The organism is Halorubrum sp. CGM4_25_10-8A (assembly GCF_005435025.1).
Lineage (GTDB): Archaea > Halobacteriota > Halobacteria > Halobacteriales > Haloferacaceae > Halorubrum > Halorubrum ezzemoulense.
This window is the reverse complement of record NZ_SGTX01000009.1, coordinates 35,873-57,339: the sequence shown is the minus strand read 5'-3', so window position 1 is coordinate 57,339 and position 21,467 is coordinate 35,873. Positions and strand designations below refer to the sequence as shown.

Below are 21,467 nucleotides of genomic sequence, written 5' to 3'. Positions count from 1 at the left end.
AGCCGCTTCCCCTACAGTGTCCGCTTCGAGCGGAGCCGCGCGAGCCGCGTCCGGGCCTCCTGCCGGCTCGTCCCGCGAACCCGCCCCGTCTCGGCGTCGGCCATGGAGACGAAGGAGAGCCGGTCGAGGAGCGGGGGCCAGTCGCCGGCGCCCGCGGCGTCACCGGCGAACGCGACCGCGTTGGCGAGCCCCTCGCGCTCCTCGCTTCCGACCCGGGCGACCAGCGCGTCCGCGGCCCGCCGCCCGCCGGCGACGGAGAGCCGATCGCCGACCGTCGCGGGGACCCACGCCGGGAGGAGCAACAGCCAACACAGGACGCCGGCGGCCGCGTACGCCCACGACGGGATGCGCTCGCGGTCCGGCTCGTACCCGTGGATCCGGTTGACGCGCCGGTCGGCGGCGGTCCGGTCGCCGCGGCGTCCCACGAGCAGCGTCGCGAGCAGCGCCGCGGTCTCGACGGCCGCCAGCGCCGGCAGCGTCGCGGTGGTGAGGAGGGCCCGCCGCGTCCGGAGCCGGACGAGCGCGTGGCGCAACGCCGCGTCGCGGTCCGCCTTCGGCAGGGCGAGCAGCCGCGTGGAGACCACCAGTCGCGCCCCGCGGTAGCCGTCCGTGACGGCGACGTTCGCGGCGTCGGCGCGGACCGCGGTCACCGGCGGCGCGTCGACGCCGACCTCGCCCGCGAGGTGTTCGACGCGGTCGGCGACGAAGTCCGCGCGGCGGTCGTCTAGGTCGGCACGGGGGAGCCGCGCGATCCGCCTGTCGACGAGCGCGGGACCGAGGAGCGCGGAGAGCGCGGGGCCGACGGCGACGGCCGCGAGCAGCCCGCCCGGCGCGCCGAGCGGGACGGTCCCGAGCCCGCCGGGGCCGAGCAGCGCGGCGAGCGGAACCAGCGGGACCGCCGCCAGCACGACCGGGACCGCGAGGAGCGCCAGGGCGCCGAGCGCGCGTCGCCCCCGTCCGTCGACCGAGTCCGCCATACGGGCGAGTGTGAGTGACGGCGCGTAAAGCTCTGCCGGACCCGCGGGTCCGTCGGCGGCGGCGCAGGGCCCGCTTTTCGGGCGGGCGGGACGCGTCGCGACCGCGCCTTTCGGAGGTTTTAACCGGATTCCACCACCAGTTTCCCGTAATGGCTTTTGAGGATCTACTGAACGACCCCGTCATCCAGAAGTACCTCCACGAGCTGGTGGGGCCGACGGGGATGCCGGTCGCGGCCGCGCCGCCCGACGGCGAGGTCACCGACGAGGAGCTGGCCGAGGAGCTCGGCTTGGAGCTCAACGACGTGCGGCGCGCGCTGTTCATCCTGTACGAGAACGACCTGGCGACGTACCGCCGCGTCCGCGACGAGGACTCCGGCTGGCTCACGTACCTGTGGACGTTCCACTACGACAACATCCCGGAGAACCTCCAGGAAGAGATGTACCGACTGCTCGAGGCCCTAGAGGAGCGCGAGGAGTACGAGCGCACCCACGAGTTCTACCTCTGTGAGGTGTGTTCGATCCGCTTCGAGTTCGGCGAGGCGATGGACTTCGGCTTCGAGTGCCCCGAGTGCGGCTCGCCGCTGGAGGCGATGGAGAACGACCGGCTCCGCGAGGCGATGGACCGGCGCATCGAGGAGCTGCGCGACGAGCTCAACGCGGACGTGACCGCCTGATGGTCGTCCTCGCAACCAAGTGCTACGTCGAGGGCGACGCCCGCGACCGCGCGCTCGACGGCATGGACTCGCTCGTCGCCAACGACGTCGGCGAACTCGACGTCGACTGGCAGGTGGGCGTTCGGGACGACGAGTTCGTCCAAGTGGACGTGACCGGGGAGGACGCCCCGGTCGCGCGCAACGTCCTCGGGGAGACGTGGGGCGAGGTCGTCGCCCACGACGGCGGCCTCGAAGCGGGCGAGACGTACGTCGGAACCCTCGAATCGTGGGACGACGTGGGTATCACCCTCGATGCCGGCGTCGACGTGTTCGTCCCCGCCGACGAGCTGGGGCTCGGCGTCGGCTCGCCGGAGCAGGTCGTCGAGCGGTTCGGGCTCGTCCAGCACCTCCCGGTGCGGTTCGTCTACGGCGGCGATCCGGGCGACCCGGACGCGGACCAGAGCCGGCTCGCCGACGCCGAGCGCGACCGGCTGTACGACTGGCAGCGCGGCGACGGCCGGGTGAACGTCAACTCGGCGACCCGCGGCGAGACGCGGGCGACGGTGAACCGCGCGGGCCACGCGCAGGACATCGTCACCGTCGAGCGGTTGGGACTCCTCGAACAGAGCATCGTCTGCGCGGAAGGGACCGACCCGCCGGGACTGCTCGCCGCCATCGGCTCGTACCTCCCGGCCGAGATGCGCTGCGTCGTCTAACCTGATCACACGTGAACAGACGCTTCGCGCTCGCGGTGGCGGCGATCGCTCTCCTCGCGGTCAGCGCCGGCTGTCTCGGCTACGCGACCGGCGGCGGCGAGGTGACGAACGAGACGCTCGACGCCGAGCCGCCGCACGGGTACGACTTTGACACGGACCGCGACGCCGCGTTCAACCTCACCACGGACGCCAGGTACACCGTCGTGTACGCGGTCGACGACCGGGAGGAGATCCGGCTGTACCGGCAGACGCCGTACGCCGGCGACCAGCCGCTGGAGTTCGAGGCGTTCCGCTACCAGTACCCCGACGGGGAAGTGATCACGGGCAGCGAGTTCCGCGCCCGCGGCGGCGAGATCGAGCGCACGACCGACGAGACCTGGATCCGCTTCGCCGACGACATGAGCGGCGGGAAGGCGGCCTTCGCCGGTGCCGGGTCCCCGCGACGGTTCAGCATGCGCGCGTACGTCGAGGGGTCGTACGCGGTGACGCTGCCGCCGCAGTTCAGCACGGAGGTGCCGATCGTCGGCCACGTGTCGCCGCGCGATCACGCGGTCGAGACGGTCGGCGACCGCGACCGGATCGTCTGGGAGGAGGTGACGAGCGGCTCGATCGTCGTCCAGTCGTACCGCGAGGGCGACCTCGTGGTGTTCGGCGTCATCCTCGTCATCGGCGCGGTCGCCGCGGTCGCCGGGACGCTCTACTTCCGGCGACAGCTGGAGGCGCTCCGCCAGCGCCGCCGCGACCTCGGACTGGGCGTCTACGAGGACGACGACGACGATGACGGCCTGCTCTAACGGGCGCGACCGGCCGCCGTCGTCGGGGCGTCAGCCCGCGCCGCGGTCCTTTTCTACCACGCGCCGCTTGAGACTGGTATGAACGCCGCCGTCGTCACCGTCGGGGACGAGCTCCTCGTCGGCGACACCGAGAACACGAACGCCACCTGGCTCTGCGACCGCCTCGACGCCCGGGGCGTCGCGGTCCGGCGGGTGACCGTCGTCCCGGACGAGGTCGCCGAGATCGCGCGCGTCGTCAACGAGTACCACGCCGAGTACGACGCGGTGATCGTCACCGGCGGCCTCGGGCCGACGCACGACGACGTGACGATGGAGGCGGTCGCGGCCGCGTTCGGGCGCGGCCTCGAAGCGAACGCGGAGGCGACCGCGTGGCTCGCCGACCGCGGGTACAGCGGCGACGACCTCGCCGCCGAGACGACGCACCTCCCGGCCGACTGCCGACCGCTGCCGAACGAGGCCGGGGTGGCGCCGGGCGCCGTCGTCGAGTCCGTCTACGTCCTTCCGGGAGTCCCGGACGAGATGAAAGCGATGTTCGATCTGGTCGAAGACGAGTTCGCGGGGACGCCGACCCACGTGCTCACGGTCGACGTCGACGAGCCGGAGAGCGATCTGCTCGACCGGTTCGCGTCGCTGCGCGAGCGGTTCGACGTGCGGGTCGGCTCGTATCCGGGCGAGGTCGTGACCGTGAAGATCACGGCCGAGAGCGAGGCGGAGGCCGAGCGCGCGGCGGCGTGGATCCGCGAGCGGACCGACGCGGTCGAGGAGCGGTCCGCCTGAGCGTGTAGGGAGGGCAGACGGTCGGCGGCCGAGGCGGGGCTACCGGTAGAGGTACGCGATCCACACGACGACGAGGGCGAGGCTCGCGAGCAGGATCGCGCCCGCGGTCGCGCTGATCGGCAGCGGCTCCGTCACGGCGGCTTCGAGGATCATATCTCGGCGTTGTTCTGGGGGCGTCTTAAGTATTGATTCTCGGACGAGAGGGGGCAGACCGACGGACGAGCACCGCGGCAGGGGTACGAAAACGGGACCGGGAGACGTGGGCGTGTGGCAGCTACCGCGGGAGGGATCCAGTCCCGATGAGACGAGCAGGTTACCGATGGCGGGCTCGTTCCACCGGCGGTGACAGCTACGAGCGGACACGTGTTGAGTGCCGTGTCCCGGTGTTGAGGGCCTTTATGTGCCGGTCCGACCGACGGTTCCGGGCGCCCGCGCGCTCCGGCCCGGACGCGTCTCGCTTAAGGGGCCGGCGCGGCGAACTATTTGTCATGCACGTGGGGATCGCGGTGAACCCGGTCGCCGGGATGGGCGGCCGCGTCGGACTGAAGGGGACCGACGGGAAGGTGACCGAGGCGGTCGAGCGCGGCGCGGAGCCGCGGGCGCCGGACCGGGCGCGGCGGATGCTGGAGCGACTGGCCGCGGTGGAACCCGACGCCGCCGTCTCCGTAGCCGCGGACCCAATGGGCGAGTCGGTCGTCCGCGGGGCGGGCTTCGACCCGGCCCGCGTCGTCGACCCGTTCGACGGCGAGCCGCCGGCGTCGACGGCGACGACCGCGGCGCACACCGCGGCGGTCGTCCGGGCGTTCGCGGGGATCGACGGAGGCGGAGGGACCGGGGCTCGGGGCGACGCGACCGCCCCCGCCGACCCCGTCGACCTCGTCCTGTTCGTCGGCGGCGACGGCACCGCGGCAGACGTCGCGGCGGCGCTGGAGGGGACCGACGTGCCGATGCTCGGCGTCCCCGCCGGCGTGAAGGTGTACTCGTCGGTGTTCGCGGTGTCGCCGGAGGACGCCGCCGAGGTCGCCGCCTCGTTCTCGCGGACCGAGCGCCGCGAGGTGATGGACATCGACGAGGACGCCTACCGCGAGGGCGAGGTCCACCCGGAGCTGCGGGGTGTCGCGCACGTGCCGGTCGCCGACGACCTCCAGTCCTCCAAGCAGACGGCGAGCGGGACCGTCGAGTCGCTGGCGGAGGGGGTCGCGGCCGACATCCGCGAGCGCGACGGCGAGGGCGTCGCGTTCGTCCTCGGCCCGGGGTCGACCGTCGGCGCGATCAAGGACGAGCTCGGCTTCGAGCCCTCCCCGATCGGCGTCGACGTCTGGCGCGACGGCGAGGTGGTGGTGCGGGACGCCACGGAGGCGGAGATCCTCGGCGCGCTCGGCGAGGAGAACGTGATCGTCGTCTCGCCGATCGGCGGGCAGGGGTTCGTCTTCGGCCGCGGCAACCCGCAGGTATCGCCGGCCGTGATCCGGCGCTGCGACCTCCGGATCGTCGCCTCGCGCGCGAAGCTCGACGACGTGCGCGCGCTCCGCGTCGACACCGACGACCCCGACCTCGACGAGGAACTGGCGGGGTGGGTTCGCGTCCGCGTCGGGAAGTTCGAGACGCGGATGATGAAGATCGTCTGAACTCCACCCGGAGGGTCGCCGAACGCCGGCCGCGCTCGACTCCGCGGAGACGGACAGCCCTTTGTCGGTGGCTGCGCCGGAGGCCGTATGGGACGCGAGAAGGAACGGATGTTGGCCGGCGAGGCGTACGACCCCTCGGCTCCCGAGCTGGTCGCCGATCGTAAGCGCGCGCGGGACCGCTGTCGCCGGTACAACGCCACCGCGCCGACGGAGGCCGACCGCCGCGACCGCCTGCTCTCCGAGCTGTTCGGAGCCGTCGAGGGCGACGCGACCGTCGTGCCGCCGTTCCGCTGCGACTACGGCTACAACGTCGGGGTCGGCGACGGCTTCTTCGCGAACTACGGCTGCGTCGTCCTAGACGTCGCGCCGGTCGCGTTCGGCAAGAACTGCCTGCTCGGGCCGGGGGTCCACGTGTACACCGCGACGCACCCGATCGACCCCGCGGAGCGCGCCGCGGGCCGCGAGTTCGGCGACCCCGTGACCGTCGGCGACGACGCCTGGATCGGGGGACGGGCGGTGATCACGCCCGGGGTCGAGATCGGGGACGGCGCGGTCGTCGCCGCGGGAGCCGTCGTCGTCGACGACGTGCCGGCGCGGACGGTGGTCGGCGGCAACCCGGCCGAGGAGATCCGAGAAATCGACGACGAGTGACCGTTACGCGGCGTCAGTCCAGCGCGTCGGCCAGCGCCGGCGCGACGCTGACGACGCTACAGCCGCGCTCGACGGTGTCGCTGCCGAGGATCCGGTCGACGCCGGCGGCGCGGAGCTTCGTCACCGCGTTGGCGGCGAGCACCGGGTGGACGCAGGCGGTCAGCACCCGCGCCGCACCGCGGTCGGTGAGGACGGCGACCGACTCGCTCATCGTCGACCCGGTCGCGATGATGTCGTCGACGACGACCACGTCGCGGTCGGCGACGCTCGCGTCGGAGGGCGACACCGCGACGGCACCGGTCTCGCGGTCGCGGTGCTTCTCGAAGTAGTCCGTCTCGCCGGCACCGTACGCGTCGCGGACGGCCGCGGCCACGTCGGTGGCGCCCTCGTCGGGCGCGAGGAAGAGCGGGTCGTCGAGGTCGGCGGGGAGCGGGTCGGCGAGGACGCCGGCCGCGTCGACCGCCTCGACAGGGACGTCGAAGAAGTCGGCGACGGTCGACTCGTGGGGGTTGACGAGGCGGACGCGGTCGGTCCCGGTCGAGATCGCCTTCGCCATCGCGCGGGCGGAGACGGGTTCTCCGTCGCCGAAGGAGTCGTCCTGGCGGGCGTACCCCATATAGGGGACAACGGTGGTCACGTCCGTCGCGCCGGCCTCGCGGACGGCGTCCTGGAGCTGGAGCAGTTCGACCCACGCCTCGTCGGAGTCGGTCGCGGCGACGATCACGGCCTCGTCGGCGTCGAAGTCGGGCACCGCGGCGAGCCCCTCCCCATCCGGGAACCGGTCGTAGGTCGGGGTCGCGAGCGCCCGGCCCGTCTCCGCGGCGAGCGCCGCCGCGAGCTGCTGCGAGCTGGACCCGGGTACGATCATGGGCGACCGTTCCGCGGACTCCGGTAAACCAGTTTCCTTACCGCGCGACGCCGCGCGCCACGCGAGCGCGACCCACACCGCCCCCACAGGGGCGGATATTTACGGGCGCGGCGGGTACGAGCGCCCAATGACTGACACCGAAGCCGGCGCGCGCGTCGGGCTCCCCTGCCCGTCGTGTTCGCCCGCCGAGCCGACCGTCCACGAGGTCCTCAGCCCGGGCGGGCAGGCCACCGTGCGCTGTACCGAGTGCGACCACACCCACAAGACCGAGATCCCCGAGGACGAGACCGTCGCCGTGACGGTCGTCGTCTCGCAGGACGGCGACTCGTTCACCACGACGATGGACGTGCCCGCCGAAGGCGACGTGGGCACCGGCGAGGAGTTCGTCGTCGACACCGACGAGGCGCTGATGCAGGTGCGGATCACGGGGATCGAACTCGGCCCCGAGAACCGCGTCGAGGAAGCGGACATCACGGACGTGGAGACGCTGTGGACCCGCGCGGTCGACAACGTCGCGGTCCCGGTCACGCTCCACCCGAAGGACGGGGACGCGGACCAGACCCGGTCGCTGCGCGTGAACGTCCCCGGCGACTACGAGTTCACCGTCGACGAGACGGTGGAGTTCGGCGAGGAGGAGTTCACCGTCGAGGGGCTCCACATCCGCGAGGACGCGCCCGAGTACCGCCACGAGAAACTCGACCACCCCGGCGACCTCGCTTACGCGAAGGACCTCAAGCGGATCTACGCCCGCGACGAGACGCTCGCCGCGTGGTCGGCCTGGTAGGAGACGATCACCGTACCGTCGGCCCGGTAGGAGGCGATCACCGTACCGTCGGCTCGGCGAGACTGATCGCCGATCGCTGAGTCGCCGACGGCCGCGACCACTCCCCGCGGCGATCCTCATACTAACATAAACAATTATGAAGGATACGCACGTTGCCTGTGACGTGCCACCCGTAGTACACGACTGACGCACGCTCGACGGCGGGGACGACGACCGGTCCCGGCGGTCCGAGCACGCGCGAGGCGACGCCGACCGAACAGCCCACCGACCGATCGGGTCCATCCGCTGACTCGGCCGCAACCGACGCTCCGGACGACCTTCCGACCGCCGCGGAGGCTGTCGCGCAGGCGGCGGGGACGTTCGACCCGTCGGACACCCGGCGGATCGCGAACGGGACCGACCGCTGGAACGAGTACGCCGGGTCGTCGCACTGACGGCGCGGCCGGATCCTTTTATTCAACGGCGCGACTACCGACGAGCGGCCGATGACGAATCACCGCTCCGAGCCGGACTCGGCACCCGGCGACGACGAGCCCTATGAGTGCCGAGGCCAGCCTTTCCGTCCGTACAGTTCGACTGGAGACGACCGCGAGTGAACCACGCTCACAGTCGCCGAGAGTGCGGCGCCGCGATGACGACGGGAGTAGCCTGACGACCGACTACGGCGGCGTCGCGTCGTCGACGGCGTCCGCGAATAGTCCGAGGAAGCCGCCGTCGTACTGTTCGTCGGCGTGATCCACGTTCCAGAGTCCCGACTCGCGGATCGCACGGCTCCGGCTGTGTCGCCCGATCCAGTCGGTCCGCCGGGGATCGACCGGCTCCCGATCGAAGTTGCTCAGGAGGGCGATAGAGTTCCGTTCGAGAACGCGCCGGTCGCTATCCGCGCCGGGTTCGTCGTCGAGGGGCACCCAGAGGAACGGCTGTTCGCGGACGAACGCGCTCACGCGCCGTTCGAGGGCGTACTCCTCGTCGCGGACCGCCGCTCGCTCGCGGTCGACGCCCGACCACCGCTCGTCCCAGTCGGGGTAGTCCTCGCGGAGGCCGTACTTCTCGATGATCGCTTCACCGACGCGCTTGCGATATACGGACGCGCGGTGAGCGCCGCCGTGAGGATGGTTTGAGCTTCCGCTGCCCGTGCCGTAGTGCTGTTTCAGTCTGTCCCAGAGGGTCGTGCTGCTCCCCGCGGACACCGCGTGCGTCCCCACGCGGGTGACGCGTGACTAGTCGGTCGAAGCGCGCGTTTCGCCCGGGGCGAGGAAGAAGTAGATGCCCCGGTCGGGCCAGTCCATGTACCCGGTACACTCCTTGAGCTTCCGCGGTCCGCCGACCCGGCGCGCGAGGTCGTCGAGCAGGTCGTAGAAGCGATCGAGGTCGGCCCGGCGAGTCATCCCTACGGCCCGATCGCCCCGGCGTCGAAAGAGTCTGATCACTCGACCCGGGTGGCTCGGCGCCCGGGGAACAGCGTCGCTCGGCCGCCGAGCGGACGAACCGTTTTCAGGTCGCCGCGCGAGTCGACCCCCATGGACCACCGCTGTCCGGACTGCGGCGTCACGATGGAGGAGGTCGAGTTCAGCATGGGCGACGCGTGGAACGCGCACGTCAGGACCGGCGAGAAACGGTCAGGGCTCCTCGGGAAGCTCGGCATGAACGAGCGCAAGGAGCTGACGACCGTGATGTGTCCGGAGTGCGGGCTTGTGCGTCACTACGCCGAGTTCGAGGAGTGACGCGGGGTCGGCGGGCGCCGCCGCGGACTCGCCCGTTCCGAAGCCGTCATGCCGCTCGCTCGTGAACGGCGGGTATGGACGAGCAATCGACCGACGAGTACACGCGGCTCGTGGCGGAGAACGGGCTCGCGCTCCTGTTCACGAACCGAGTGCGGGCGCGGGTCGTCGCGGCGCTATTTTACGCGTCCGAGCCGCTGCCGGTCGATCGGATCGCCGAGGGCGCGGGCGTCGACCGGACTGTCGTCCACGAGGCGCTCGACGGACTCGAACGGTTCGGAATCCTGGAGATCGATCGGACCGAGGGGCGCGACCCCGACCGATACGCGCTCGACGAATCGGACGATCTCACCGAGGCGCTCCGGGCGGTCGCGGAGCTCGCGACCGAGCGTTACCATCAGGAAGAGATCGACATCCCGAGCGACGACGAGTGAGGCCCTGCGGCGCCCCGGACGCGGGTCACTCGATCCGGACGGTCGTCTCGTCGTAGACGCCTTTTCCGGCGGGGTCGTCCACGGCGAGCCCGGCGCCGATCGTGTGTTCCCCGCGGTCGGCGGGCCGCCACTCCGTCTCCGAGACCTGGAAGCTCTGCTGCCACCGCCGGGTGAACCGTCGCCGCTCCCCGCGGTCGAGCGTGAACCGCGCTTCCGACTCCGGGAGCGGTTCGGACACCTGTGACGCGTCGCGGTGCCCGTCGACGTGCCACGTCCACGGGACCGGGGACCGCGTCCGAACGGTTACCGGGACCGGAAGCGGGTTCCGGAGCTCGATCGCCACCGGGATCGGCTCGCCCGCTTCGTACACGGTCGCCGGCGTGTCGACGCTGACGGAGACGGCCCAGCGGTGAAGCCGCGCCGGGAGCAGCCACCGTGCGAGCGTCGCCGCCGGGAGCGTCTTGGCGGCCCGAGGGCGGTGGCGTTCGACGGACTCGTTCGGCCGGAACGGGTCGTCGTCGGAGCGGTCGACGCCGTCCCGCCGACGTGAGCGAGGCATGCGTGGAGGTTCCCGCCGGGAGGAATAAGCGTGTCGTCGGGGCCGCTCCCGGGCGGGAGGGACGACGGACCGGGGTCAGTCGTCGCCGCTCGCGGCCGAGCCGGGGGCGGTACCGTCGTCGGGCGCCGCCCCCTCGGTCGGCCCGGCTTCGTAAGCCGGGTCGAAGAGGTGACACGCGACGCGCCCCGCGTCGGTCTGGCGGAGCACCGGTTCGTCCGTCGAGCAGGGCGTGTCGAACGTCTCGTCGAGCACCCGCTCGGCGTGCTCGAACTCTTCGTCGGCGACCAGCCGGAGCGCCTCTTGGACCACTTCCTCTGCCTCCGGGTCCGACAGCGTCGATGGGAGGTCGAGCTCCTCGCGGAGCGCCTCCATCAGCGCGCTCTCGCCGGCGTCGAACGTCTCGACGGCGATGTCCTCCTCGCGGGCGCGGTGGCGGAGCGACATGACCGCGCGCCACTCCGCCTGCTCGAACTCGTAGTCCGAGGGCGGGATGACGCGGGGACACCGCGTGTGGAACTTACAGCCGGACGGGGGATCGATCGGGGAGGGAACCGACCCCTCCAGCAGGATCCGGTCCCCCTCCCACAGCGGGTCCGGCTCCGGGATCGCCGACAGCAGCGCCTCGGTGTACGGGTGTTGCGGCGGCGCGAACAGCTCCTCTGGCGTGCCGATCTCGGCCATCTTGCCGAGGTACATGACGGCGATCTCGTCGGCGATGTGCTCGACGACGGAGAGGTCGTGCGCGATGAACAGGTACGCGATCCCAAGCTCGTCTTGGAGGTCCTCCAACAGGTTGAGGATCTGGGCCTGGACCGACACGTCGAGCGCCGAGACGGGCTCGTCGCAGACGATGAAGTCGGGGTCCACGGCGAGCGCGCGGGCGATCCCGATCCGCTGGAGCTGTCCGCCGGAGAACTCGTGCGGGTACCGGTTGGCGTGGCTCGCGTTGAGCCCGACGCGGTCGAGCAGTTCCTTGATCCGGGCGTCGCGGGAGACGCCCCCCTCGATCCCGTGGATGTCGAGCGCCTCTCCGATGATGTCGTTCACCGTCAGCCGCGGGTTGAGGCTCGACTGCGGGTTCTGGAAGATTATCTGCATCTCTTTTCGCAGATCCCGGAGCTCCCTGTCGGAGAACGTCGTGATGTCCTCGCCCTTAAAGTACACCGAGCCGGCGGTCGGCTCGCGGAGCTGGAGGATCGACCGGCCGATGCTGCTCTTCCCGCAGCCGCTCTCGCCGACCAGCCCCAGCGTCTCTCCCGCTTCGATCTCGAAGGAGACCCCGTCGACCGCCTTCACCTTCTTCTGCCGGCCGAGGAGGCGGTCGATGAAGTCGCTCTCGGACTCGTAGTACTTCTCGAGCCCCTCGACGCGGAGGAGCGGCTCGGAGCCGCTCATCGGTCGCTCACCCCCGCTGAGCTCGCCGCGTCGCCCGACCCGACCGGGTCGTCCTCGCCGCGGACGGTCACCTCGTAGTCGAGTTCGCCGGTGAGTTCGCCGGTGTGTGCGAGACACGCGGCGCTCTGCGCGTCGCTGTTGATCGGGTCCGCGGGCTCTCCCGTCTCGACGTCGACGAGCTGGGGCTCCATGCGGGTACACGACTCCTCGGCGTACGGACACCGGGGGTGGAAGTTACAGCCCGGCGGCATCTCGATCAGGTCCGGCATCCGGCCCGGGATCGTCTGGAGCCGGTCGCGCTCGTCGCCGATACGCGGGATGGAGCTCATCAGCCCGACGGTGTACGGGTGTTGCGGGTCGTAGTACACGTCCTCGACCGGCGCCATCTCCACCGGGTGGCCGGCGTACATCACCATGACCCGGTCACAGAACTCGGCGACGACGCCGAGGTCGTGGGTGATGAGCTGGATGGCGGTGTCGAACTCGGTCGCGACCTCCTCCAGCAGTTCGAGGATCTGCGCCTCGATGGTGACGTCGAGCGCGGTGGTCGGCTCGTCGGCGATGATCAGGTCGGGGTCGCACGACAGCGCGATCGCGATCACGACGCGCTGTTGCATCCCGCCGGAGAACTCGTGCGGGTAGTCGCTGTACCGCTCGGCGGCCGAGGGGATCCCGACCGACTCCAGCGTCTCGATGGCGCGCTCGCGCGCCGCTTCCTCGTCGAGCCCGATGTGGTACCGGATCGCCTCCGAGATCTGCTCGCCCACCGTGTACGACGGGTTCAGCGCGGTCCCGGCGTCCTGGAAGATCATCGCGATCTCGTTGCCGCGGAGTTCGCGCATCTCCTCTTCGTCCATCTCCAAGATGTTCTGGCCCTTGAACCGGATCTCGCCGCTCTCGATGACGCCCGGCTCGTCGATGAGGCGCATCAGCGCGAGGCTCGTGACGCTCTTCCCGGCCCCGCTCTCGCCGACGACGCCGAACCGCTCGCCGGCCTCGATCCGGTACGAGAGGTCGTTCGTCGCCTTGACGACCCCGTCGTCGGTGTAGAACCGCACGTTGAGGTCCTCGACTTCGAGCATCGCCATCAGCGGAGCCCCCCGGTGTCGGTGTCGGTCTGGTCGCCCTGCGGGTCGAACGCGTCGCGGACGCCGTCGCCGACGAGGTTGATCGCCATCACGAAGACGAAGATGGCGAGGCCCGGGAACAGCCCGGCCCACCAGCGGCCGCGGGCGATCGCGTCCTGCTCGACGTTGAGCATGACGCCCCACTCCGCGCTCGCCGGGGACAGGCCGAGCCCGATGAACCCGAGCGCCGCGGCGACGAGCACCGTGGTGCCGATGCTGAGCGTCGCCTGAACGATCACCGGCGCCATGGCGTTCGGGAGGATGTGCCGCGCGATGATCGAGCGGTCGCGGGAGCCGAGCGCCTTCGCCGCGGTGACGTACTCGTTCTCCTTCACGCTCAGGATCTCGCCGCGGATGATGCGGGCGTACGGGAGCCACCCGACGACGACCAGGGCGAGGATCATCTCCCAGTAGCCGCGACCGAGGACGGCGATGACCGCGATCGCGAGCACGATAAACGGGAACGCGTACAGCAGGTCGACGAGGCGCATGATGATCTCGTCGATCTTGCCGCCGTAGTACCCCGCGATCGAGCCGAGCGGGATCCCGACGAGGAGGGCCATGGCGACGGCGATGAAGCCGATCGAGAGGCTCCAGCGCCCGCCGTACATCACCCGCGAGAGGATGTCGCGGCCGGCCCAGTCGGCGCCGAACAGGTAGAGTCCGGTGGGCGGCCAAGTGAGGAGGTTCTCCAGGGTGGGCTCCCGGTACCCGGTGATCACGTCCTGGTTCGCGGGGTCGGCCGGCGCGAGCGAGAACGGCTGGACCGTCTCTCCGGCCAGCACCGGGAAGCTAGTCGGGAGCTGGATCGGACGGGAGAACACCGCGAGCAGCACCATGAAGACGATGGTGGCCGCGCCGAACAGCGCGAGGCGGTTCCGTTTGAACCGCATCCACGCGTACTCGAGGCGACCACGCCCCTCCTCCGACTGGAGGTCGGGCTGCCACGAGGAGAGCGGGTCCCGGGAGTCGACGCGCTCGACGTCGAAGCCGGAGACCCGTATTCGTCCGCGTTCCGTCGTCCGCTGTGAGGTTTCGCTTGACATTATCTAGTATCGGATTCTGGGATCGAGGTACGCGTAGAGCACGTCGGCGACGAAGTTCGCGAGTATCACGGCGACGCCGATCAGGAGGACGATCGCCTGGATGACCGGGAAGTCGCGGTTACCCACCCGATCGACGAGCAGCCGTCCGATACCCGGATACGAGAAGACGATCTCGACGACGACGGAGCCGCTGATGATGAACGCGACCTGGATCGCCGCCACGGTGACGACAGAGATCAGCGAGTTCCGCAGGACGTGTTTCCGGACGACCGTCCGCTCCGGGAGCCCCTTCGCGCGCGCCGTCCGGACGTAGTCTTTGTCGAGTTCCTCCACCATCGAGGACCGCATCAGTCGCATCAGCAGAGCCGTGGAACCGGTCCCGATGGTGATCGCCGGCAACAGGGTGTACACCAGCATGTCGTAGCTGAGGATCCCCTTACTGGTGGGCGGCAGGATGGGGAACAGGTCGAGCCAGCTCGCGAAGATCAAGAGCAGCAGCAGGCCGAGCAGGAAGTTCGGGATCGCGATCCCGAGCAGCGCGAACACGCGGCTGGCCTGATCGATCTTGGTGTTGCGGTAGTACGCCGCGATCACGCCGGTCGGGATCGCCGTGGCGAGCGTGACGCCGAACGCCATGATCCCCATCACGAGCGTGTACGGGAGCCGCTCCATGATCTCGTTTATCACCGGGTCGCGGGTGATGATCGACCGGCCGAAGTCGCCGGTCGCCGCGCTGGTGACCCAGTCGATGTACTGGATGTACACCGGCTGGTCGAGGCCGTACTCGGCCCGGATCTCCATCTCCGTCTGCGGATCGAGCTCCGTGAACAGCGTGATGAAGTCGATCGGGTCGCCGGGAATGGCGTGGACCATCCCGAAGGTGAGCAGGGATATCCCGAGCAGCAGCGGGATGGTTATCAGGCTGCGTTTAATGACAAATCGTTGGAGACTCATCGGGGTGAATTGAGGGCGCTATCGGATGTTTGAGACCGTTACTCCGCCGGGTACACGATCTCGTCGAGGTGCGGCTTGTACAGCGTGTTGTACCGGTTGCTCGCGTTCGGGTGCGGGCTCCACTGGTCGACAGACTCGACGTTGGCCGGGTTGAGCACGTCGATCACGTCGCCGGTCCACATGTTCGCCATCGGGACCTCCTGCGCGACGAGCTCTTGGATGTCCTGGTAGATCGGGAGTCGCTCCTCGGCGCCGAGGGTCGTCTGCCCCTCGGTGATCAGCGAGTCCATCTCCTCGTTCTCGTAGAGGTTCCAGTTGAATCCGTCGGGGACGTGCTGGCTGGAGTGGAGCAGCTGGTTGATGTGGCCGTCCGGGTCGGAGCCGCCCGTCCAGCCGATGCCGACGACGTCGGTGCTGGCCGCGGCGCCCTCGGGGTCGAGCAGGAACGGGACGAGGTCGTCGAAGGCGCGGACGTCGAGCTCCGCGTTGAAGTACTCGGTCTCGTCCATCGTCTGCTGGATGATCTCCATCCACCGCTCGCGGGTCCGGTTGACGTTGGTGATGAAGGAGACGTCGAACGGCGCCTCGATGCCCTCCTCCTCGAACGCCTCGCCGATGAGCCGGAGGCCCTCCTCCTCGTCCTGGCCGACGTACTCGTCGAGGAGGTTCTGCTCGTGCTCGGGGTCCCAGAACGCTCCGAGACCGGGGCTGATCGGGCCGGCGAGCTCCGTCGCATAGCCGCCGAAGACGGCCTCGATGACGTCGGACTTCGGGAGTAGCCGGGTCATCCCGCGGCGGAGCTTCTCGTTGGTGAACGGGCTCTGGTTGACCGGATAGGTGATGAAGTCGAACCCGACGGCGCTGCCGGTGACGACCTCGCCGGTCTGGTTCTCCCACTGGTCGAGCTCGAAGGGCGCCGCGTTGTCGATCATGTCGAGCTCGCCGGCGGCCATCGCCTCCTCCTGCGAGACCTGCTCCGGGATGACCCGGATCGTGACCCGGTCCCACGGCGCCGTGCCGGGGTAGTCGTCGCCGTCGTACCAGTAGTCGTCGTAGGGGACGAGGACGGCTCGGTCCTCAGCCGAGAACTCCTCCAGCTCCCACGGTCCGGTACCGAGGGTCTGCTCGGTGAACGAGTGGTCGTCCTGTTCCGGGCTTTCGCTGATCGCGTCGGTCTTGCTCGTGAGGATCGGGACCGCGGCGAGGTCGTTCAAGAACGGCGCGTGCGGGTCGGTCGAGGTGATTTCGACCTCGTAGTCGCCGAGTATCTCGACGTTCTCGATGAAGGAGACGTCGGCGTCGTTCGTCGTGCCGCTCGTCCGGTTGATGGAGAACTGGACGTCCTCGGCGGTGAACTCGTCGCCGTTATGGAACGTGACCCCCTCGCGGAGCTGGAACCGGAACGTGGTGTCGTCGACCTGCTCGTAGCTGGAGGCGAGTTCGCCCCGGAACTCGGAGTAGTCGAACGTCAGCGCGACCAACCGCTCGTAGGCCATGGTGCCGACGACGGAGTTGGAGGTCGCGTCCGTGATGATCGTCGGGTCGAACGTGCCCGGGTTCGCGGCCGCCGACGCGACGAACTCGTTCGTGCCGTCGCCGCCGTCGGACCCGTCGCCGCCGTCGCCGCCGACACAACCTGCGAGGCCGACGACGCTCGCACCGCCCATTGCGGCGAGAACCCGTCGGCGAGTCGCTGCCGATTTCGTCTGTCCGTTGTCAGAGTGAGACATACCAACACGTACACGTCGGTCGTTAAAAACTATTCTATTCAGTACATCAGGTCGTCATCCGTACAGTAATTGACCGATTCGGTGACAATTGGACGTATTGACATGATCGTTCACTATTGTCTGGCGAAGCGCGACCGAGCCCCGCCTTCCGGTGGCAGATCGTTCGGTCGGGAGCGAACAGACCGGATAGATCCGGATCGATGTTTATGTGCCGGGCGACCGGATCGAGAGTATGGATCCGGACTTAGACCGATTCACCTCGCGGCGGTCGACCGTGTACGGCGAGCGCGGCGTGGTGGCGACAAGCCAGCCGCTCGCGAGCCAGGCGGGGATCGAGGTGTTACGCGAGGGGGGCAACGCGTTCGACGCGGCGGTCGCGACCGCCGCCGCGCTCAACGTCGTCGAGCCGACCTCGACCGGGCTCGGCGGCGACGTGTTCGCGCTGTACCGGACCGCCGACGGCGAGGTCGGCGCGATGCGCTCCTGCGGCGGCGCGCCCGCCGACGCGACGATCGAAAGTGTGCGGGCGGCGCTCGCCGAGGACGACGACGCCGACTCCTACTACCCGGACGACGGCGGCTACGCGGTCGACGACGCCGGCGAGGCCGAGATGCCGTTCTACGGGCCGCACGCGGTCACCGTCCCGGGAACGGCCCGCGGCTGGGAGGCGACCGTCGAGAAGCTGGGTCGGCTCACGCTCGCCGACGCGCTCGCGCCGGCGATCCGGTACGCGACCGAGGGGTACCCGGTGTCCGAGGTGATCGCCTCCTACTGGGCGAGCGCCGACGCGCTGTTCACCGACGACCACGCCCGCGAGGCGTTCCTGTTCGACGGCGAGCCGCCGGCCGTCGGCCAGACGGTGACGCTCCCGCGGCTCGGCGAGTCGATGGAGACGATCGCAGAGGAGGGCGCGGACGCCGTCTACGAGGGCGAGATCGCCGAGGCGATCGCCGACGAGGTCCAGTCGCAGGGCGGGTTCATGACCGTCGACGACCTCGCCGAGTTCGAGGTCGAGTGGCCGGAGCCGGTGTCGACGACGTACAACGGCGCCGAGGTGTACGAGCTACCGCCGAACAATCAGGGGCTCATCGCGCTGGAGGCGCTCAACGTCGCCGCCGAACTGGGCGCGGGCGAGCACGACTACGACTCCCCCGAGCGCGTCCACTACTTCGCCGAGGCATTGAAGCGAGCCTTCCACGACGGCCACCGTTACATCACCGACCCGGAGTACGAGGAGATCCCCCCGCTCGCGTCGGCCGACTGGGCCGCCGAGCGCGCCGCCCGCGTCGGCGAGACCGCCTCGCACGACGTCTCCTTCGGGGTGCCGAACGCGAACGCGGAGGACGCCGACACCGTGCTGCTCACTGTCGCCGACGACGCCGGGAACGTCGTCTCCTACATCAACTCGCGGTTCGCCGGCTTCGGCTCCGGGCTCGTCGCGGGCGACACCGGCATCGCGCTCCAGAACCGCGGCGCGTCCTTCTCGCTCGACCCGGACCACCCGAACAGCCTCGAACCAGGCAAGCGCCCCTTCCACACCCTCATCCCTGGCGTGGTCCGGTTCGACGAGGACGACTGGGCGGCGTTCGGCGTGATGGGCGGGTACATGCAGCCGCAGGGCCACGTCCAGGTGATCTCGAATCTGGTCGACTACGATATGCCCCTCCAGCGCGCGCTCGACGAGCCGCGGTGGCGCTACCGCGAGGGCGGCGAACTCGCGCTCGAACCTCACTTCGACGACGACGCCGCAGCCAAACTGGTCCGGAAGGATCACGACGTGCGGACGCTCTCGCCGGTCATGTTCGGCGGCGCGCAGATCGCTCGCAACCGCGACGGGGTCCTCTCGGCCGCCACCGAACCCCGGAAGGACGGGAACGCGCAGGGGTACTGAGCCGACGGGTGGCGGCGAGGTGCGGTCGAGTCCCCGTCGCCACGGCGGCCGATCCCGGTTCGACGGGGCGTCCCGTTCGCGTTCCGTCACGCGCCCCCGACCACCTATCAGCGAGCGGGAACGACCCGCGTTTCCGGTCGCCGCCGGTCCGGCCCGAGACGCACCGTAAGCCTCCCAGACCGCGAGAGGAGCCGTCTGAATCCGGGGAGTTCGCGGGTGTGGTATTTGTGGTCGTGGATACACTTATAATGGCTCGCATGGTATTCGCTCACAGGATGAAGCGAAGAATCCAGCGACGCGACGTACTCAAGGGCGCCGGCGCGGTCGGCATCGCGGGGCTCGCCGGCTGCTCGACGGAGAGCGGCGACGGGTCCGACGGCGGCGACGGGTCCGACGGAGACGACGGCGGCGACGGGATGGACGGGGACGACGGCTCCGACGGGTCCGACGGCGGCGACCAGAGCAACGTCCCGGACGCCGTGATGGTCGTCGGGTTCCCGCAGTCCGGTATCCAGCTGTTCCGCGACTTCTACTCGGACTTCGCCGACAGCGCGCCCGACCTCGACATCATCGTCCCCGACGGGCTGATCGACAGCGACCTGCCCGGCGAGGTCGACAACGACATGAACAACGTCATCGGCACCGCGCCCTCGGCCGGCGGTCCCGGCGCGGAGTTCTTCACCGAGTCGTATCAGGAGGAGTACGGCGAGGAGCCGGGCGTGTTCACGGCGCAGGCGTACGACGCGATGGCGGTCGAGATCCTCGCGGCGACCGCCGCGGGCGAGAACAGCGGCGAGGCGATCCGCGACCGCGTCCGGACCGTCGCTAATCCCGGCGGCGACGAGTTCGGCCCCGCGGACCTCCCCGAGGCCGTCGAGACGGTCGCCGCCGGCGATCCGGTCCACTACGTGGGCGCGTCCTCGGGCGTCAACTTCGACGTCAACGGCGATATCGCCACCGCCGCGTACGACATCGTCGACTTCCAAGACGGCGAACTCGTCACCCTCGACACCGTCGAGTTCGGCAACGAACTCTCCGAGGAGGACCGGAACGCGACCGCCGCGGACCCGGTCGGCGTCGACTCGTTCACCGCGCGAATCGGCGTGTTGATGCCGGAGACGGGTGACCTCGGTCCGCTCGGCGTCCCGATCCGCGACGGCGCCCTGCTCGCGGCGACGCAGGTCAACGACGCGGGGATCAACGTCGACGTCGAGACCCGAGTTGAGGACACGCAGACGGACCCGCAGGCCGGTATCTCGGGCGCGAACGCCATCGTCAACGCGGGCTACGGCGCCGTCGTGGGCCCGGCGTCGTCGAACGTTAACCTCCAGGTCTCGGACCAGGTGTTCATCCCGAACGGCGTCGTCGGCATCTCGCCGTCCTCGACCGACCCGAACGTGACCGATCTGGAGGACAACGACTACATCTTCCGGACCGCGCCCTCCGACCTGCTTCAGGGGCCCGCGATGGCCGACCTCGCCGTCAGCGACACGGTCGGCGCGGCGAGTTCGGGGACGCTGTACCTCAACGACGCCTACGGCCAGTCGCTGGAGGAGTCGTACGTGAACGCCTTCGAGGAGCGCGACGGGACGATTACCGAGCGCGTCTCGTTCGAGCCGAACCAGGCGACGTACACCAGCCAGTGGTCGAGCGTGCTGAACCAGTAGGAACCTCGACGGAGACCCGTTCCGGTTTTTCGCACGTGAACCGCGCCGGCCGGTTCTGAGAGAGTTGAACCGCAACTGATAGCATTCAAATCTCTCTCGGTAGTTTCCTCGCTTCGCTCAGAAAATACACCGGCCGGGACTCCCGCGAGTGAAGCGAGCGGGAGTCAGGCCGGGGCACGATCGCAGGAAGTGCACCGGCCGAGATTTGAACTCGGGTTGCAACCATGGCAAGGTTGCGTGATACCACTACACTACCGGTGCGTGCTTCGCACTCGTCTCTTGTTTAGAGACTCACTTAAGTCTTTGAGATCGAGACTGCCGGGCGACGTGGACGGTGCGGTGACGCCGCGGCGGCCACCTCACCGCTCGCGCTGTCGCGCGATCTCGTCGGCGTGGGCGTCGTGAAGGTCGGCGAACGCCGCGGCCTCCGCGCGCTCCTGCGCCCCGTCGTCCCGACGGTCGCGGAGCCGGCGCTTGATCGCCGCCAGCGCGTCGGCCTCGCCCGCCGCTATCTCGTCGGCCACAGATCTGGGGTCGTCGACGACGCGCGAGACGAGCCCGGTCCGGAGGGCGGCCTCCGCGTCGAGTACCCGTCCCGAGAGCGCGACGTCGAGCGCCTCCCCTTCGCCCATCACCCGCGGCAGTCGCACCGTTCCGCCCCACGCGCCGAACAGACCGAGGGAGACCCCCGGCTCGGCGAACGTCGCCCGCGGCGTCGCGACGCGCACGTCCGCCGCCAGCGCCAGTTCGACGCCGCCGCCGCGGGCGGGACCGTCGACCCCGCAGACGACGGCCGACGGCGAGTCCTCGATCGCGGCGGCCACGCGCTGGCCCCGCCGCGCGAACGTCTCCGGGTCGTCGAGCGCCGCGACCGCGTCGAGGTCGGCGCCGGCGCAGAAGGCGTCGCCCGCGCCGCGGAGGTACGTCACCGGCGCCCGGGGGCCGGCCGCGGGCGGTTCGAAGGCCTCGCGCAAGGCGGTCAGGTCGGCGGGGCGCAGCGCGTTGCGCGCCTCGGGGCGGTCGAGCGTGACGACGCGCACGTCGCCGTCGGTTCGGGTTCGGATCACGGGACGGAATCCCGTTCGTTTCCAAAGG

22 protein-coding genes and 1 tRNA gene are annotated in these 21,467 nt (G+C 70.1%); 11 read left to right on the top strand and 12 right to left on the bottom strand.

Annotated elements, in window-relative coordinates; all coding sequences use genetic code 11:
- Positions 1-11: 11 nt before the first annotated feature.
- Positions 12-977: a hypothetical protein gene (locus EXE52_RS10945; protein ID WP_089308167.1), complete on the bottom strand. Its 966-nt coding sequence runs from the start codon at positions 975-977 to the stop codon at positions 12-14.
- 149 nt (positions 978-1,126) lie between these two features.
- Here EXE52_RS10945 and EXE52_RS10940 point away from each other — a divergent pair, with 149 nt between their 5' ends.
- From EXE52_RS10940 to EXE52_RS10915, 6 genes are all read left to right on the top strand, one after another.
- Positions 1,127-1,651: a transcription factor gene (locus EXE52_RS10940; protein WP_049931644.1), complete on the top strand. Its 525-nt coding sequence runs from the start codon at positions 1,127-1,129 to the stop codon at positions 1,649-1,651.
- Positions 1,651-2,346, top strand: a complete 696-nt coding sequence (locus EXE52_RS10935; RefSeq protein ID WP_049931645.1) for a DUF2110 family protein — start codon at positions 1,651-1,653, stop codon at positions 2,344-2,346. The genes EXE52_RS10940 and EXE52_RS10935 overlap by 1 nt, the downstream gene beginning before the upstream one ends.
- A gap of 11 nt (positions 2,347-2,357) precedes the next feature.
- Positions 2,358-3,140, top strand: a complete 783-nt coding sequence (locus EXE52_RS10930) for a DUF5803 family protein (protein ID WP_086215454.1) — start codon at positions 2,358-2,360, stop codon at positions 3,138-3,140.
- 78 nt (positions 3,141-3,218) lie between these two features.
- On the top strand, positions 3,219-3,917 hold the full coding sequence (locus tag EXE52_RS10925) for a molybdopterin-binding protein (RefSeq protein ID WP_089308168.1): 699 nt from the start codon (positions 3,219-3,221) through the stop codon (positions 3,915-3,917).
- 488 nt (positions 3,918-4,405) lie between these two features.
- A complete protein-coding gene (locus tag EXE52_RS10920) occupies positions 4,406-5,545 on the top strand; it encodes an ATP-NAD kinase family protein (protein WP_089308169.1) in 1,140 nt (379 codons plus the stop codon).
- 87 nt (positions 5,546-5,632) lie between these two features.
- The gene (locus EXE52_RS10915) at positions 5,633-6,196 is read left to right on the top strand and encodes a maltose acetyltransferase domain-containing protein (RefSeq protein ID WP_049931649.1); all 564 of its coding nucleotides are present in this window, start codon (positions 5,633-5,635) and stop codon (positions 6,194-6,196) included.
- 13 nt (positions 6,197-6,209) lie between these two features.
- On the opposite strand, the gene prs is transcribed toward EXE52_RS10915, so the two are convergent.
- Entirely contained in the window at positions 6,210-7,064 is an 855-nt protein-coding gene (prs, locus tag EXE52_RS10910) for a ribose-phosphate diphosphokinase (protein ID WP_049931651.1), read from the bottom strand.
- Between the two features lie 127 nt (positions 7,065-7,191).
- On the opposite strand from prs, the gene EXE52_RS10905 reads away from it, so the two are divergent.
- Positions 7,192-7,848 carry an HVO_0476 family zinc finger protein gene (locus tag EXE52_RS10905; protein WP_089308170.1) on the top strand — a complete coding sequence of 219 codons (657 nt, stop codon included), beginning with the start codon at positions 7,192-7,194 and terminating at the stop codon, positions 7,846-7,848.
- A gap of 659 nt (positions 7,849-8,507) precedes the next feature.
- On the opposite strand, the gene EXE52_RS10900 is transcribed toward EXE52_RS10905, so the two are convergent.
- Together EXE52_RS10900 and EXE52_RS18750 are read right to left on the bottom strand one after the other, a co-directional pair.
- Positions 8,508-9,038, bottom strand: coding sequence for a hypothetical protein (locus EXE52_RS10900; protein WP_241988245.1), 531 nt, complete (start codon positions 9,036-9,038; stop codon positions 8,508-8,510).
- A 30-nt stretch (positions 9,039-9,068) separates the two neighbouring features.
- The gene (locus EXE52_RS18750; RefSeq protein ID WP_241988244.1) at positions 9,069-9,236 is read right to left on the bottom strand and encodes a hypothetical protein; all 168 of its coding nucleotides are present in this window, start codon (positions 9,234-9,236) and stop codon (positions 9,069-9,071) included.
- Between the two features lie 132 nt (positions 9,237-9,368).
- On the opposite strand from EXE52_RS18750, the gene EXE52_RS10895 reads away from it, so the two are divergent.
- Together EXE52_RS10895 and EXE52_RS10890 are read left to right on the top strand one after the other, a co-directional pair.
- Entirely contained in the window at positions 9,369-9,572 is a 204-nt protein-coding gene (locus EXE52_RS10895; RefSeq protein WP_049931656.1) for a hypothetical protein, read from the top strand.
- 74 nt (positions 9,573-9,646) lie between these two features.
- Positions 9,647-10,003 carry a GntR family transcriptional regulator gene (locus tag EXE52_RS10890; RefSeq protein WP_049931657.1) on the top strand — a complete coding sequence of 119 codons (357 nt, stop codon included), beginning with the start codon at positions 9,647-9,649 and terminating at the stop codon, positions 10,001-10,003.
- A gap of 25 nt (positions 10,004-10,028) precedes the next feature.
- Here the strand turns inward: EXE52_RS10890 and EXE52_RS10885 are convergent, their stop codons facing one another.
- The 6 genes from EXE52_RS10885 to EXE52_RS10860 all read right to left on the bottom strand — a co-directional run bounded on the left by EXE52_RS10885 (position 10,029) and on the right by EXE52_RS10860 (position 16,814).
- Entirely contained in the window at positions 10,029-10,562 is a 534-nt protein-coding gene (locus EXE52_RS10885) for a hypothetical protein (RefSeq protein WP_049931658.1), read from the bottom strand.
- 75 nt (positions 10,563-10,637) lie between these two features.
- A complete protein-coding gene (locus EXE52_RS10880) occupies positions 10,638-11,957 on the bottom strand; it encodes an ABC transporter ATP-binding protein (protein ID WP_089308171.1) in 1,320 nt (439 codons plus the stop codon).
- Complete coding sequence (locus EXE52_RS10875; RefSeq protein ID WP_049931659.1) at positions 11,954-13,045, bottom strand: ABC transporter ATP-binding protein; 1,092 nt, start codon at positions 13,043-13,045, stop codon at positions 11,954-11,956. The genes EXE52_RS10880 and EXE52_RS10875 overlap by 4 nt, the downstream gene beginning before the upstream one ends.
- Positions 13,045-14,130 (bottom strand): ABC transporter permease, encoded by a 1,086-nt coding sequence (locus EXE52_RS10870; RefSeq protein ID WP_049931660.1) that lies wholly within the window; start codon positions 14,128-14,130, stop codon positions 13,045-13,047. Before EXE52_RS10870 ends, EXE52_RS10875 begins: the two co-directional genes overlap by 1 nt.
- A gap of 3 nt (positions 14,131-14,133) precedes the next feature.
- Positions 14,134-15,084: an ABC transporter permease gene (locus tag EXE52_RS10865; protein WP_049931661.1), complete on the bottom strand. Its 951-nt coding sequence runs from the start codon at positions 15,082-15,084 to the stop codon at positions 14,134-14,136.
- Positions 15,085-15,122: 38 nt separating this feature from the next.
- Entirely contained in the window at positions 15,123-16,814 is a 1,692-nt protein-coding gene (locus EXE52_RS10860; protein ID WP_089308172.1) for an ABC transporter substrate-binding protein, read from the bottom strand.
- Positions 16,815-17,046: 232 nt separating this feature from the next.
- On the opposite strand from EXE52_RS10860, the gene EXE52_RS10855 reads away from it, so the two are divergent.
- Both EXE52_RS10855 and EXE52_RS10850 read left to right on the top strand, forming a co-directional pair.
- A complete protein-coding gene (locus tag EXE52_RS10855) occupies positions 17,047-18,705 on the top strand; it encodes a gamma-glutamyltransferase family protein (protein ID WP_089308173.1) in 1,659 nt (552 codons plus the stop codon).
- A 275-nt stretch (positions 18,706-18,980) separates the two neighbouring features.
- Positions 18,981-20,372: an ABC transporter substrate-binding protein gene (locus EXE52_RS10850; RefSeq protein ID WP_089308174.1), complete on the top strand. Its 1,392-nt coding sequence runs from the start codon at positions 18,981-18,983 to the stop codon at positions 20,370-20,372.
- 190 nt (positions 20,373-20,562) lie between these two features.
- On the opposite strand, the gene EXE52_RS10845 is transcribed toward EXE52_RS10850, so the two are convergent.
- Together EXE52_RS10845 and EXE52_RS10840 are read right to left on the bottom strand one after the other, a co-directional pair.
- Positions 20,563-20,633 (bottom strand) — tRNA-Gly (locus EXE52_RS10845).
- A gap of 98 nt (positions 20,634-20,731) precedes the next feature.
- A complete protein-coding gene (locus tag EXE52_RS10840; protein WP_089308175.1) occupies positions 20,732-21,439 on the bottom strand; it encodes an enoyl-CoA hydratase/isomerase family protein in 708 nt (235 codons plus the stop codon).
- Between the last annotated feature and the right edge of the window lie 28 nt (positions 21,440-21,467).

Coding starts and splice junctions, on each gene's coding strand:
- EXE52_RS10945 (WP_089308167.1), bottom strand. CDS start 977: ATGGCGGACTCGGTCGACGGACGGGGGCGACGCGCGCTCGGCGCCCTG.
- EXE52_RS10940 (WP_049931644.1), top strand. CDS start 1,127: ATGGCTTTTGAGGATCTACTGAACGACCCCGTCATCCAGAAGTACCTC.
- EXE52_RS10935 (WP_049931645.1), top strand. CDS start 1,651: ATGGTCGTCCTCGCAACCAAGTGCTACGTCGAGGGCGACGCCCGCGAC.
- EXE52_RS10925 (WP_089308168.1), top strand. CDS start 3,219: ATGAACGCCGCCGTCGTCACCGTCGGGGACGAGCTCCTCGTCGGCGAC.
- EXE52_RS10920 (WP_089308169.1), top strand. CDS start 4,406: ATGCACGTGGGGATCGCGGTGAACCCGGTCGCCGGGATGGGCGGCCGC.
- EXE52_RS10915 (WP_049931649.1), top strand. CDS start 5,633: ATGGGACGCGAGAAGGAACGGATGTTGGCCGGCGAGGCGTACGACCCC.
- prs (WP_049931651.1), bottom strand. CDS start 7,064: ATGATCGTACCCGGGTCCAGCTCGCAGCAGCTCGCGGCGGCGCTCGCC.
- EXE52_RS10905 (WP_089308170.1), top strand. CDS start 7,192: ATGACTGACACCGAAGCCGGCGCGCGCGTCGGGCTCCCCTGCCCGTCG.
- EXE52_RS18750 (WP_241988244.1), bottom strand. CDS start 9,236: ATGACTCGCCGGGCCGACCTCGATCGCTTCTACGACCTGCTCGACGAC.
- EXE52_RS10895 (WP_049931656.1), top strand. CDS start 9,369: ATGGACCACCGCTGTCCGGACTGCGGCGTCACGATGGAGGAGGTCGAG.
- EXE52_RS10890 (WP_049931657.1), top strand. CDS start 9,647: ATGGACGAGCAATCGACCGACGAGTACACGCGGCTCGTGGCGGAGAAC.
- EXE52_RS10885 (WP_049931658.1), bottom strand. CDS start 10,562: ATGCCTCGCTCACGTCGGCGGGACGGCGTCGACCGCTCCGACGACGAC.
- EXE52_RS10880 (WP_089308171.1), bottom strand. CDS start 11,957: ATGAGCGGCTCCGAGCCGCTCCTCCGCGTCGAGGGGCTCGAGAAGTAC.
- EXE52_RS10875 (WP_049931659.1), bottom strand. CDS start 13,045: ATGGCGATGCTCGAAGTCGAGGACCTCAACGTGCGGTTCTACACCGAC.
- EXE52_RS10870 (WP_049931660.1), bottom strand. CDS start 14,130: ATGTCAAGCGAAACCTCACAGCGGACGACGGAACGCGGACGAATACGG.
- EXE52_RS10865 (WP_049931661.1), bottom strand. CDS start 15,084: ATGAGTCTCCAACGATTTGTCATTAAACGCAGCCTGATAACCATCCCG.
- EXE52_RS10860 (WP_089308172.1), bottom strand. CDS start 16,814: ATGTCTCACTCTGACAACGGACAGACGAAATCGGCAGCGACTCGCCGA.
- EXE52_RS10855 (WP_089308173.1), top strand. CDS start 17,047: ATGGATCCGGACTTAGACCGATTCACCTCGCGGCGGTCGACCGTGTAC.
- EXE52_RS10850 (WP_089308174.1), top strand. CDS start 18,981: ATGAAGCGAAGAATCCAGCGACGCGACGTACTCAAGGGCGCCGGCGCG.